Here is a 13,037-nt window from a genome sequence, read left to right as displayed (position 1 = left end):
TGCGCCGCACCAGTTGGGCGGCGGCGAATTTCGTCAACTCAACCGCAGACCCGGACGCCCTCGTTATTTCCCAGCGGGACTGGGAACGCTTGCTGGATCAACTGGCCTCGACGGCCTGAAATGGCCAAAGTCGAGTTCATAGAGTATTTCGGAATTATGTCCTGGTGTGGCTAGACGTTTTGAGGCAGCCGCAAGTTGTTCGGGCAAAATACAGAGATTGGTCGTTGTCTGACAGGCCATGTCAATGTAGCAATGCCGGATGTTGCGCTCTTGAGCGATGCGAGCAGCGATCGTTTCATCCGCGCAAGCGCCACTATGACGGCATACCATGCTTCTCGTCATTTCTTCGGCGATGAAAGCAATCCCGTGCTGCTCAATGATTCTATGCAAATATTCACAAAACTCGTCCAAGGTGCTCTTGGAGTATTTGTCTTTGTTCCCGCATTGCAGTGAGTGGCACGTCCCGAAAATATAGACGGATGGGTTCATGGCTCTAACCGTAGGTATTTCAAATGTGTGGTTCTGTCAGGTGTGCGGACCATCCGCAGGTATACGGGACGGAAAAGGTAGCGCTGTAATCTGCATGATGCCGCGGCTAAGAGCGAGAGAATAACAGACGATATATCAGCGCCTTCGTATTGCAATAATCCGCGAACCATCGTATAGATTGCTATACTACCGGCTAAGATAAAACATGAGGCCACAGAGACAAAGCACCGCAGTGTAAATCTGAATGGCGGCATCGGGGAATAGATTAGCGATCCAAACAGGGCCGACAATCAAAGCGGGAAGAAGTCCGTACGCAATGAGACCTGCAACCCAGGAGCGAACTTTATCCTGCGACGTCGACTGAGTTCGGACAGGGGCCGCGCGGGACGTCGTTACCGGTACCGGCGGCGGGGGTTTGACCGTCGGCCGCGGCTGGACCGGCTGCGACCGGGGCTCGACGGGCGGCTGGTGCGGCCGGACCTTCCCAACCGCCGGCCTCGCCTTTGCGCTTGCTGCACGCCGACAGAGGTGGCATTCCCCGCCCTCCGGGTAACGCCAATGTCGCCCGCTCGCACAGCGCTCCAGGCGCACGCGAGCGCGGTCGAGCGCGTCTATCCATTCGCTCGGCATGGGCCGCGCCGCCGGTGCACTGTGGCCGGAGACGAAGCACCGGACGAACAGGGCGGCCAATCTGGGGTCGAGGCTATCGAGCGGACGTGCCGCCGGGGGCTTGCGGAAATGCGCGTTGGCCGACCAGGGGAAGATGCCGCTCTTGATGCACCATTCATCGACCTTGCCGTAGGAGCGTTGCAGGTCGGTCGGTACCCCGGCGAAGGGGTGGCGTCCGTCCATCAGCAGCTTAAAGACCAGGACAGCGAGCCCGAAACGGTCGTGCTCGGGGCTGCGGTCAACCCGGTCGAAACGCTGGCCGTGCAGTTCCGGCGGGGTGTATTCCGGCATGCCGACGGTGCAGCGGTGGACGACCGGGCCGGCACGCACCTGGTAGGAGTCGGTATCGACCAGGGTCCCCAGTCCTTGCGCGTTGACCAGGATGTTGCGCTCGTTGATGTCGCCCATGACATAGCCCTTGGCGTGCAGGGCGTTGAGGGCGATGCACAGGTTCTTGGCGACCTGGTGTCGGGCGCGCCAATCGAGATCGAGCGCCCCACGGGGCGGAACCAGATAGGCGTTGAACAGCGCGTGCCCGCCGTGGATGCGCGGCATGACAAAACCGGCGAAGCGCCTGCCCTCGTTCAAGCCGGCAAGCGGCCAAGCGATGGATGGGTGCTTGAATTCGCTGAGCCGCATCTCGTCGCGCGGCGGGTCGGCGAGCATGGCGCGGAGCTTGGCGAAGCGTTCGGCGTTCGCCTGGCCTGGCAGGTAGAGCTTGGCGAGCAGGTCGGCTCGGTCGCGGATCTCGACAATGACCCCCTCGCCGCCTCGGGCAAGCTCCCGATTCGTCTCATAGACCGAGCCGTCTGAGCCGCGTAGCGTCGGCATGGGTCAGGCCCGCTCGGCAAGCCCTGCCGCGAGCAGGGTCTTGTCGTCGTCGGTACGCGCGCAGACCCGCGCGGAATCGAGGAAGGCCGCGAGTCGCACGCTCGTTGCGTCGGAGTCGAAGGGGTCGGCGAGGGCTTGCAGGAAGGGCGCGAAAAAGGGCGCGAATGGGCTGGCGCTCGCGAGGTTCAGCGCAAGCGATTGCAATCCGTCGCTGAACAGAACCAACGACCGGACCGGCGTCGGCCAGACCCGGACTTGAACTCGATCAAGCGCGTCCGTTGCGGTGACCGGAACCGTTTCGTTGGCATATTCGCAACGCTGGGGCGGGCTTAAGGTCTCCAACCGTCCGTCCGGCCAACTGCCGACCGCCGCGCCGTCGCCGATCTGTCCGACCGCGGTCCAGCCGGGAGCGGCGGCGGCGAGGATCAAGGTCGTCGCGAGGTCGCGCAACGGGGCGTCCCCGGCGGCGGCTTCGAGCGCGACGCGGGCAGCGGCGAAGGCGGCACGCACCGCCTCGGCGACCGCGGTCTCTCCGGTCGGCGGCGGGTCGGCGGCAAGCGCCCATGTCAGCGCATCCAGCGCGGCGTCGACCGCGCACCGGGCACCGGTCTCGGCCCTAGCAGCGGAGCCCAGGCCGTCGGCGACCGCGCACAGGATGCCGGCATCGCCCGGGAGGCTGCGCCAGCCATGGGCGTCCTGGCAGGGCAGACCCGTGCGGCGGTGGCTGCTGCCGCACACCGACGCGCCGTAGGCCCGCCAGGTCATGCGCCGGCGCCGGTGCTGGCCCAGCCGATCGGTGTCTGGAGTGGTACGTCGGCACCCGGCTCGGCGCGCGACACGCTTTGCATGCTGGCCGACAGCCATTGGAACATCTCGCGGAACTTGAGTCCCTGGAGCAGAAGCGGCGCGCGCGCCGGGTTGATTTGCCCGAGTATGTCGAGGTTCGCCGCGCCGACCCCGACCGCGAAAAAGGAGACCTTGCGGCCGGACTCGGCCGACTGGACCCGCCGCGCGGCCTCTTGCCAGCGATTGCCGTCGGTGGGCTCGCCGTCGGTGACGAGGAAGATCCAGGGGCGGAAATAGGGCGTGCCGTTGGCCTTATAGGTCTGCTTGCGGGACTCGATGAGGTCCAGCGCCAAGTCGATGGCGCTGCCCATGGGGGTATTCCCGGCGGTGCCCAGGACCGGCGGGCAAAAGCGGTCGGCAGTAACGAAGTCCGCGGCCAGCTCGGCGCGACCGCCGAAGCTCACGATGGCGATCTCGACCCGCAGCCGGGCCAACTCGTCCCGGGTCAACTCCTCCGCGAAAGAAACCAGCCCCGCGTTCAGCGCCGCGATGTGCTCGCTGGCCATGGAGTCTGAGGTATCGAGCAGCAGCACGCAGGGGCAGCGGGGCTCGGGGTTGCTATCGTCGAATTCGGCGGCGTCGAACAATTCGGCGGTCATCGTTGGCTCCTTGAGGCTCGATCGGTCGCGACAGAATGCATTCGGGGACGGCGGACAGGATCGACAAGACCTTCCGGTGATTTGATCGAGGTGGACGCTATCGGCTCAACAGCCGCAGGGCGGGAAAAAAGGTCGGTCGGCTGACGGCCTCGAATACTGAATGATCGGGGAATTTTTCTCAATCCTGTCGTTGTTGCGATGCAGACGTGTGCGTCGGCAACGCTCGCCCCGCCTCCCACTTCACATAAACTACGTTGTCGACAATGTAACAGGGACCCGGCCGGGCGGTCATGCGGCCGTCCGCGGCGCGGCGCGAGGCCCGTCGGCGGACCGGCGGGCTTCCGGTCGTGCCACCGTAGCAGCCGCTCGGACTGCGCCTCGAAGCGCGTTCCCACGCGAAATTTGAAGCCCTGGCCCAACGCGAGAGTCGCAGATTTCGCCTAGGACAACCGAAAACGATCAATTGGTGGCCGAATTTGGGGCCCGGCCAGCGCGCAGAGCACGAAGATTCGCTGTTCAGCGAATATTGAGTTAATGCCGAATATTCGGTAAAATTGGAACATTCACTGTTCAGTGACGATCTCTTCGTCATGCTTATGTTCCACGCCAACGAGCGACAGCTTGTCCAACAGCTACTGGCAGTTCTTCAGACGCTACCGGGTGTTCATGCCACGTTAGCCCTGGGCGAGCCAACAGGTGCTGCGAACTACCGCGGCTACGATGCCGAGATTGACATCAGCATCGCCGGCAAGTCTCTGACCCTGCTTGTCGAGACGAAGAAGACGGTCTATCCGCGCGATGTCCAGCAGGCGCTCTGGCGGCTCAAGTCCCAGGCCAACCGCAGCGCGCGGCCAGACATCGACATCGTACCCGTGCTGGCCGCCGAGTCACTCTCGCCTGGGGCTAAGGATCTCCTCCGGATTGAGCAGGTGGGCTACTTCGACAGCGGCGGTAGCCTCTACCTGCCCGCACCGGGAGCCTACGTCTACATCGACAAGCCTCCACCCAAGGCTCCGGCCTCGGTGATGCGCTCGCTGTTCACCGGACGCCGCGCCCAGGCCATCCACGCCCTGCTGATGCAGCGCGAACATTGGTTTGGCGTCAAGGAACTGGCCGAGCGGTCCCAGGTGTCGCCGGCCACTGCCTCCGAGACCCTGAGCGAGTTGGAGAAGTTCGACTGGATCGCCATCCGCGGACAGGGGCCGAACAAGGAACGGCACCTGCGCGACCCACGAGCCCTGCTCGACGCCTGGGCTGCCCAGGTCGCGGGAAGCCGACCGACGATCCTGCGACGATACTTCGTGCCTGGCAAGAAAGCCGAAGCGCTGGTAGACAGTGCTGCGCAGGCCTTTGAAGCCCGTGGAGTAGGCTATGCCATCAGCAACGAAGCCGCGGCACAGCGCTATGCCCCATTTCTCTCCAGTTTCGGACAGGTGCGATGCCGGGTGCTCGTGACGCCGGAAGCCAATGATGCACTGGCGGATCTCGGCGCGCGTGTCGTCAACGAAGGGGCGAACTTCGCCATCATGGAAGTTAAGTCGCCGGGCGACCTGCTCTTCCGGGAGCGCGTCGGAAATGCCTGGCTTGCCAGTCCCATCCACGTCTATCTCGATCTGCTAAGAGGAGAAGGACGAGCCAAGGAAATGGCGGAACACCTGCGCAATGAAAGGATCGGCTGCTGATGGCGAAACCCGTAACGCTGGATGGCTACAGCGATCAGTACACGCTCGACTGCGAGCGCGTGCTGGTCACTTTGCTGCGCGGACTGGGCCCATGGAAGGACTCGGTCTGCTTGATCGGTGGGCTCACCCCGCGCTACTTGGTGGCGGCACGTCCGCCGGCCGTGCCGCCGCACGCGGGCACGATGGACGTCGACATCGTGATCGACCTGCAGATCCTTGCCGATACTCAGGCGTATCAGACGCTCGAACAGAATTTCAAGAAGTTGGGCTTCGAGCGCGCCATCAACGACAGGCAGCAGACGCTTTCCTGGCGCTGGCAAACAAAGACCGAACACGGTGCGATCATGGTGCTCGAACTGCTGGCCGACGCGCCGGACATCGCCGGCGGCAGAGTGCAGGCCCTGCCGACCGAACGCAGGATCTCGGCGCTGAACGTCCCCCATTCGTCCATCGTCTTCGACCTAAACCAAGCCACGGAGATCCAGGCCGAACTGCTGGGCGGCAACGGCATCGTGACCGAGTGGATCAGGCACGCCAACCTCGTCAGCTTCACGTGCTTGAAAGCGTTTGCGTTCGATCAACGTTTCGAGCGCAAGGACGCGCACGATCTCATCTACTGCATTGAGCACGCGCCCGAAGGCACAGATGTCGTCGCCAAAGCATTCCGTAAGGAACTCGAAGGCAAGCACCGAGATGTTGTCGACGCCGCGCTCGTGATCCTTCACAACCGATTCGCGAGCGACGACAAGGTAGAGGGTTATCTCAAGGATGGCCCCGTGTCTGTCGCTAAGTTCGAGCTCGGCGAAGGTGACGACGCTGAACAACGCGAAGCAAGGATACTGCGACAGCGCGAGGTGAGCGAATTGATCGAGCAACTGCTGGGGCGCGTGCGCATTGCCGGGAGCACTTGATGACTTTTCCGGCGGGCCGCCGCGATCATCAACGCCCGCATCACTTCACATAACCGGACGTTGCGTCCGCAGCGTCCTTGCAAGAGTGCAGATCCACCCCGTCAGCCTGGTAGGTGGCGCAACCGGCCACCAAGACGCGGCCCCATCGGGGCGGCCGATGGGGCCGCGCAGGTCAATGGTTGCGGCCGCTGCCCGCCTCTTCCAGATCGCGCATCACGGCGTCAAGATTGAACGAGGCCGGCTTCTGCCGCGGCGGGAACTTCACGAAGTTCTCGATCTGGCTGGCGACCACGGCCTGCATCATGTAGACGACGTAGGTATGTGAAATGAACCAGTCCCAATAGCTGTTCGAGTCCTCGTCGGCACGCTCGAACGGGTCACGGCGCAGATGGAAGAGCTTCGGCGCGCGCAGCTTCACGAAAGGTTCGATCCAGCACGCCAGTTGTTTGGCGCGTTGCTCCATTAGCACCACTTTCCAATCCTGCATCCGAATCGCCAGGATGTCGCCGTCGTCGCTGATGTAGAAGAAGGAATTCCGCGGGCTCTCCGCCACCTCGCCCTTCAGGTAGGGCAGCATGTTGAAGCCATCGATGTGGACCTTATAGGTCTTCTCGCCGATCTGGTGGCCGTTGAGCAGCTTCTCCTTGATGTCCGGCTCACCGGCGGCGGCGAGGAAGGTCGCCAGCCAGTCCTGGTGAGTGACGATGCCGTTGAGCACCGTGCCGGCCTTGAACTGACCGGGCCAGCGCACGAAGCATGGCACCCGCCAGCCGCCTTCCCAGTTGGTGTTCTTCTCGGAGCGGAACGGGCTGATGCCGGCATCCGGCCAGGTGTTGAAGTGTACGCCGTTGTCGGTGGAATACATGACGATGGTGTCCTCGGCAATGCCCAGCGCATCGAGTTTGTCGAGCAGCATGCCGACGTTCTCGTCGTGCGCCACCATCACGTCGTTGTAGTCGCCCTGGCCGCCGCTCTTGCCCTTGTGCTTTTCGGCGCAGTGGGTGCGGAAGTGCATCGCCGTGGTGTTGTACCAAAGGAAGAAAGGCGTGCCCGCCTGGTGCGTATCCTCGATGAAGCGCAGCGCGCGCTCGGTCACCTCGTCGTCGATGGTCTCCATGCGTTTCTTCGTCAGCGGCCCGGTGTCCGTGACGGTCTGCCCGCCCTTGCCGTCGGCTTTGCAGTGCAGCACACCGCGCGGCCCGAACTTCTCCTTGAAGGCGGGGTTCTTCGGGTAGTCCGGATCCTCGGGCTCTTCCTCGGCGTTCAGGTGGTACAGGTTGCCGAAGAACTCGTCGAAGCCGTGCATCGTCGGCAGGTGTTCGTCACGGTCGCCGAAGTGATTCTTGCCGAACTGGCCGGTGGCGTAGCCCAGCGGCTTGAGCAACTCGGCAATGGTCGGGTCTTCCGCTTGCAGGCCGTTGGTGCCGCCGGGCATGCCCACCTTGGTTAAGCCGGTGCGGATCGGGTTCTGGCCGGTCATGAACGCGGCGCGGCCCGCGGTGCAACTCTGCTGCGCGTAGTAGTCGGTGAAGGCCACGCCTTCGTTGGCCACACGGTCGATGTTGGGCGTACGGTAGCCCATCTGGCCGCGGCTGTTGTAGCTGATGTTCCACCAGCCCACGTCGTCGCCCCAGAGGATCAGGATGTTCGGTTTCTTGGCAGCCATGGTCTCTTCCGGTTAGTGATGACACAAATTCCGGATCGCTTTGAAGCAACCCGGTTCTAGAAACAACGCGGCCGGCCTCGATCATTATTCCGGCCAGCCGCGTGCGAGGCTGCGTAGTCAGGGCTTCCAGCCCTGACAAATCCAGGCCAAGATGGCCTGGCTACGCAGGCCGCGAGCCCCAGTGGTCGGAGTTATGATCAAGGCCAACGCGGCCCTCACGGCGTCGTCAGTTCGCGACTCACCCCGCTGAAGGGCGAACCAGGCGCCTTGTCGCCGTGGCAGAAGCGGAATTTCTTGCCGCTGCCGCACGGGCAAGGCCGATAAGCGCCTTGCCTTGCATCCTGATCGGCAACCCACGCCATCACGTCGGCGGGTGGGCGGTTCTGCCGCAGCAGTTGCACCATGACGTTGAAGGTTGGCCCGGTGTGGGTGAAGAAGCGCTCAAGCCCTGGGCACAGGTAGTTCTGGCCAGGTTCCCCGTCGCGGGACAGCGCGAACCGGTCCTTGGGACAGCCGCCATTGCACCAGTTGCGAACCTTGCAGCCCCGGCACTGTGCCGTCAGCGTATCGCGCTTGTCCTGGCCGAACTTGCGTTGTTCGGGCGAGGCCACCAGCTCAAGCAGGTGCGTTTGGTGGATGTTGCCGAGCTTGTACTTCGGCTCGACGAAGTGATCACATGAATAGAGATCGCCGTTGTGCTCCAGTGCCGGGCCATAGCCGCAGGTGGGTGCGTGGATGCACAGCAGATGGCGCCCGAAGAAAGCCTCCAGCGTGACGTCGAAGAGCTGCACGTAGACCTCGCCCACGTCATTGCGCACCCACTCCTCGAAGATGTCGATGAGGAATCGACCATAGTGTTCGGCGCCCACCGTCCGCTCAGTCACCCGATTGCCGGTCTGCGTATAGAGCAGGCGCTTCGTGCCGGGCTGCTCGGTCCAGCCCTGGTTGGCGATGCCGATGGTTTGCTCGGTGGCGCGCTCGATGATCGGGATGAACTGCACCCACTTCGCACCCAGTTCGTCGCGGAAGAAGCGATAGACCGTGCGGCCGTGCTGCTGATTGGCGGCGTTCACTGTGCACAGGATGTTGAAGTCCACCTCGTGCTTGCGCAAGTACCGCCAGCCGCGCATCACCAGGTCGAAGGTGCCTTGGCGGCGGCGGTCGACGCGGTAGGTGTCGTGCAGCTCGCGCGGGCCGTCGACGCTTAAGCCCACCAGGAAGTGGTGCTGCTTGAAGAACAGGCACCAGTCGTCGTCGAGCAGCAGGCCGTTGGTCTGGAAGGTGTGCTGTACGGTCTGGCCGGGCCGGCGGTATTGTTCGACCAGCTCGACCGCGCGGCGAAAGAAGTCGAGCTTCATCAGCGTCGGCTCGCCACCCTGCCATGCCACGGTGACCTGCGGTGTGCGGTGCGACTCGAGCAACTGCCGCAGGTAGGCCGCGAGCGTGGCCTCGGACATGCGGTGCTGGTCGTTCGGGTACAGCGATTCCTTGGACAGGAAGAAGCAGTAGGTGCAATCGATGTTGCACGTCGACCCGCTCGGCTTGGCCAACAGGTGGAAGCCCGGCGGGGCGTTCGCGGGCAGCGGCGGGGGCGTCACGCTGGGGGCGTTTACGGCAGGCACTGTTGTTTTCCCAAAAAAAGTTGGGGGTCGCAGGCTTGCTAAGCCTTGCCCGGCGCGGAGCCGCTCGGCGGCTGGCCCAGCCAGATGTTGGCCGCTGCCACCGCCTGGTTCAGCGCAGCGCCGAGCTGCGGCGTGGCGACGAAGACATTCTCGTCGCCAATGAGCTTGAGCATCCCGGTTTTGGCCAACTGATCGCGAACGACCGGATCCACGCCGACCAGCATCAGCTTGCTGTGACGGCTGTGCAGCGCCTGCGAATAGCGCTGTAGCACGGTCACGAAGGTGCTGCCGATCTCGCTCTTGCCGCGCAGGTTGATGGCGACCACGGCGTGGGTGGCATTGCCGACCTCGGGTAGCATTTCTTCGATGTTCTTGGCCGCGGCGAAGAACAGGCTGCCGTAGACGTTCAACAGGGTGAACTGGTGGCTGGGCAAGCGCTTGGGAGACGGCTGCTCCAGCGGAAATCCCTCCGGTTGCAGTACCCATTGGGTGACAACGACCTTGTTGGATTGGCGAATGGTCTGCAGCAGGATGCTCAGGGCCACCCCGAACAGGACCGCAAATTGCAACGGCATGATCAAGGTGGCGACGAAGGTGACGACCATGACCACCTTGGAGATCAGGCCGGTATTCCAGGCGAGCTGCGCCTGCGCCACGCGCAGGCCCTGGAAACCGGCGACGATCAGCAAGGCGGCCAGCGCGGGCATGGGCACGCGCTCCACCAGCGGCCCGGCCAGCAACACGATCAAGGCCACGAACAACCCGACGAAGATGTTGCTCCAGCGCGTCCTGGCCCCCGCGCTCATGATCAGCACCGTGCCTGAGACCGACCCGCCGGCCGGAATGCCGCCGACGAGGCTGGTGGCCATGTTGGCGGCACCTTGGCCCAGGAAGTCGCGCGACACGTCAGGGTAACGGCCGTCGGGGTTGGGCGTGCCCTGGCTGACGCCGGCGCCCTGGACCAGACCGATGATGGCGACGGACAAGGCCGGCAGCAACAGCGACAGGACGAGCGACCACTGGGGTAGCGCGAGTTGGGGCAGGTAACGCGGTCATGAAGACCGAACTGGAGAAGATGGCGCCGATCGGCACCGCGACCATCAACGTATAGATGCCGAGCACCGGGTTGACCGTTGCCAGCAGCGCGTGCGCCATCGCCTGCGGCACGTTGACCACGGCGAACGTGAGCGCGGCGACCAAATCGGCCGCGAGATGGCTGCGATCAGGCGTCAGGCGGCGGGCCGCCGCCCGAAGCCGTTCCATGCGCGTCATCTTGGTCATAGGTCCAGGTATCTTCCCCAAATCACCGGCTATCGCTTGAGGATCCATCGCCGACCCACCGGCGCGCGATTCGCGTGACCAGGCCGCGCAGCAACAGGTAGGGCACAAAGGCGAGCAAGAGCGCAATCATCACCACCTCAGCGGGCCGGAAGGTCTCGAATTCGATGAATTGGTAGATCGTGTCCATTGCGAATCCCAGGAGAATGATACGTGCCGTGGCGATCAATGCCTCATCCAGCCGACCGCCGCGCTGCGCCGGATCGCTGAGGACGGTCCAAAGAAAAGGAGTGCGCCCGGTGCGGGCGTCGTTGATGCCATCGCGCAGCGCGGCAATCGTCGCCATGAGGGGCTGGAGGAGGAAGCGAAAAACCATCGGCCCACCCGGACGATCGAGCAGGTTCTGCCAGACGCGCGTGCGAACCTCGTCCGAGAAGCCGCACAACGCGAGGCCGACGATGACAGCAATGATCGACAGCACGACCACCAGTCGAGCCAAAAAGACCTGAACATTCGATGCCGTCTTGTTCATTGCCTAGGCCCCCTTCTTCGTTACAGGCTTACGATCGACTCGAAAACAAATTTGGCTGACCCCCGCGCGCATCGACGAGTCAGAAGCGTGCGGTGAAGGTCGCGCCGAACAGCGGCGCGGGGTCGAAGTTGTCCTTGCGCCGCAGATCGCCTTGCGCGTTCTCGACCCGCAGTTCACCGTTGACGATGACGCCGCCATACAGGTGCAGCCCCATCTGGCTGCCGAAGCGCTGTGTGACCCGCAGGAACAGCGGCACGCCGCTTTCTTCGCCGATGCCGTTGGGCGTCGGTCCGGTCTCGCTCAGCCGGAAACGCAACACCCGCCAGGCGGCGCCAATGCCTGCGGACCAGCCGCCATCGAACCGATAGTCGAGCTCCAGGCCCGCTGGTCCGGTGGGTCCGCTGGCGAGAGGATTGGTCAGGCGCCAGCGATCGGTTAGACGCCAATCGACGATCAGAAACGGAAACGCCCTCGTTTTCTCAAGCCCGCTGAACACACCGACGCCGAGACCGAGACGATTGTCCTGCGTAAACTGTCGTGACCCCGCCAGCGTGGCGCCTGTGGTCAGCGATTCGCCACTGTCCGCACCGGTTTCCCCAAACCAATCGACCGACGGGACCAGGCTCAGGCTCCAGCCATCCACCAGGCCGAATGACAACGGCACCGACACGCCAAAGCGCTGGACGATGTCCCAGGGCGCGGCGGGCCCCAGGGCGCCAGGGCTCGAGAATGCGTAGTCGAGATAGTCGTAGGTGAGCGCGAAGCCGGCCGAATTACCGGCGCCGAGGCCGTAAGAAACCCCGCCGCGAACCGCGACGCCGCCCATGCTGAAATCACCGCCGCGGTCCAGGCCGGCGTTCCCTTGATAGATCGGCGTGACCGCAATGAACGGCCGCGCGCCGCCGGTTCCCGCGGTCTGCCCCGCGCTTCCCCCGGCGGCCGGGGCACCGCCGTCCACCGGCGCCGCACCCGCATTCGTCAGCAGCGCGCCAAGGGCGACGAGGGTCGCCAGTCGTTCCGGCTTGATGTTCATGCCATAACCTTCATAATTTTTCTCCTTCACAATTATTCAGGCTGCCAACTGCCGCCCGTGGGAGCGGATGGGCGGGGCTTTTTTGCCTGTGCCGCGCGCCAAGCCGCTACTTGGCGACCGCCGACAAGGCGTCGGCTTGATGACCGAAGACGCAACGCGCGCGGCTCCTCAGTGATCCGTTCCGGCTGCGTCCGGCTCCGCTGCCAGGGCGTCCGCGGGCTCCTCGGTCATCGCCGGCCCCATCAGGATCGCGAGCGGGCGGGTATGGGGGCTGGCATCGAGCGCGATGATCAAGGCGGTCGTCAGCGGCACGGCCAGGAACATGCCGACAGTGCCGAACAGCCAGCCCCAGACGAGCAGGGCGATGAACACCGCCAGCGTCGAGATGCCAAGCCCCTTGCCCATGATCCGCGGCTCGATGACATTGCCGATCGCGGTGTTGATTACCAGGTAACCGGCCGCGACCAGCAGTGCCGTGGTCAAGTCGACCTGCACCAGTGCCAGCAGGACCGGTGGGATCATCATCACGATGTTGCCGACCACCGGCAAGAAATTCAGGAAGAAGGCCAACACGGCCCACAGGACAGCGAAGTCGATCCCGAAAAACCATAGCAGAATCCAGACACAGACGGCGGTGGCGAGACTGGTCAGGGCCTTGATTTGCATGTAGCGATTGATGTTGCTCAGCATCCGCTCCAGCCGCGCCTCGCCGTCCGGCGTGATCTGAAAGGCCGCCCTCAGCTTGGGCGCTATCGTCGGCACTTCGAGCAGGATGAAGATGACGGTGAGCAGCACCAGGAGCCCGGTTGCGAAGACCCCGCCGGCGCTGGACAACAACCGCGGTACCAGGGCCATCAGCTTGCTCGGGTCCATCAGATC

General features: G+C 63.9%; 13 protein-coding genes. 3 read left to right on the top strand and 10 right to left on the bottom strand.

Translation table 11 applies throughout. The annotated features are described in order from the left end of the window. The first annotated feature begins 195 nt into the window (after positions 1–195). Complete coding sequence (locus QZY03_RS13570; protein WP_295581863.1) at positions 196–453, top strand: hypothetical protein; 258 nt, start codon at positions 196–198, stop codon at positions 451–453. 222 nt (positions 454–675) lie between these two features. Here the strand turns inward: QZY03_RS13570 and QZY03_RS13565 are convergent, their stop codons facing one another. The 3 genes from QZY03_RS13565 to QZY03_RS13555 are packed head-to-tail and all read right to left on the bottom strand — an operon-like array spanning position 676 to position 3,434. Then, the gene (locus tag QZY03_RS13565) at positions 676–1,989 is read right to left on the bottom strand and encodes a hypothetical protein (RefSeq protein WP_295581862.1); all 1,314 of its coding nucleotides are present in this window, start codon (positions 1,987–1,989) and stop codon (positions 676–678) included. Positions 1,990–1,992: 3 nt separating this feature from the next. After that, positions 1,993–2,754 carry a PP2C family serine/threonine-protein phosphatase gene (locus tag QZY03_RS13560; RefSeq protein WP_295581860.1) on the bottom strand — a complete coding sequence of 254 codons (762 nt, stop codon included), beginning with the start codon at positions 2,752–2,754 and terminating at the stop codon, positions 1,993–1,995. Continuing rightward, a complete protein-coding gene (locus QZY03_RS13555; RefSeq protein ID WP_295581858.1) occupies positions 2,751–3,434 on the bottom strand; it encodes a VWA domain-containing protein in 684 nt (227 codons plus the stop codon). Before QZY03_RS13555 ends, QZY03_RS13560 begins: the two co-directional genes overlap by 4 nt. Before the next feature lie 590 nt (positions 3,435–4,024). Between QZY03_RS13555 and QZY03_RS13550 the strand changes: the two genes are divergently transcribed. Both QZY03_RS13550 and QZY03_RS13545 read left to right on the top strand, forming a co-directional pair. After that, on the top strand, positions 4,025–5,116 hold the full coding sequence (locus QZY03_RS13550; protein WP_295581856.1) for a hypothetical protein: 1,092 nt from the start codon (positions 4,025–4,027) through the stop codon (positions 5,114–5,116). Further along, positions 5,116–6,027, top strand: coding sequence for an antitoxin (locus QZY03_RS13545; RefSeq protein WP_295581854.1), 912 nt, complete (start codon positions 5,116–5,118; stop codon positions 6,025–6,027). The genes QZY03_RS13550 and QZY03_RS13545 overlap by 1 nt, the downstream gene beginning before the upstream one ends. 172 nt (positions 6,028–6,199) lie before the next feature. On the opposite strand, the gene QZY03_RS13540 is transcribed toward QZY03_RS13545, so the two are convergent. The 7 genes from QZY03_RS13540 to QZY03_RS13510 all read right to left on the bottom strand — a co-directional run. After that, entirely contained in the window at positions 6,200–7,693 is a 1,494-nt protein-coding gene (locus QZY03_RS13540) for an arylsulfatase (RefSeq protein WP_295581852.1), read from the bottom strand. A gap of 215 nt (positions 7,694–7,908) precedes the next feature. After that, entirely contained in the window at positions 7,909–9,315 is a 1,407-nt protein-coding gene (locus tag QZY03_RS13535; protein ID WP_295581850.1) for an anaerobic sulfatase maturase, read from the bottom strand. Between the two features lie 38 nt (positions 9,316–9,353). Further along, positions 9,354–10,301, bottom strand: a complete 948-nt coding sequence (locus QZY03_RS13530; protein WP_295581848.1) for a SulP family inorganic anion transporter — start codon at positions 10,299–10,301, stop codon at positions 9,354–9,356. Beyond that, a complete protein-coding gene (locus tag QZY03_RS13525) occupies positions 10,222–10,596 on the bottom strand; it encodes a SulP family inorganic anion transporter (protein ID WP_295581846.1) in 375 nt (124 codons plus the stop codon). The genes QZY03_RS13530 and QZY03_RS13525 overlap by 80 nt, the downstream gene beginning before the upstream one ends. 22 nt (positions 10,597–10,618) lie before the next feature. Beyond that, entirely contained in the window at positions 10,619–11,080 is a 462-nt protein-coding gene (locus QZY03_RS13520) for a hypothetical protein (protein ID WP_295581844.1), read from the bottom strand. Positions 11,081–11,204: 124 nt separating this feature from the next. After that, positions 11,205–12,158, bottom strand: coding sequence for a hypothetical protein (locus QZY03_RS13515; protein ID WP_295581842.1), 954 nt, complete (start codon positions 12,156–12,158; stop codon positions 11,205–11,207). A 168-nt stretch (positions 12,159–12,326) separates the two neighbouring features. After that, positions 12,327–13,037: AI-2E family transporter (locus QZY03_RS13510; RefSeq protein WP_295581840.1), on the bottom strand; the 711-nt coding region annotated here is incomplete at its 5' end.

It is taken from the genome of uncultured Lamprocystis sp. (assembly GCF_903933125.1).
GTDB lineage: Bacteria > Pseudomonadota > Gammaproteobacteria > Chromatiales > Chromatiaceae > Thiodictyon.
Note: the sequence above shows the minus strand (reverse complement) of the source record. Positions and strands in the feature narration are given on the sequence as shown.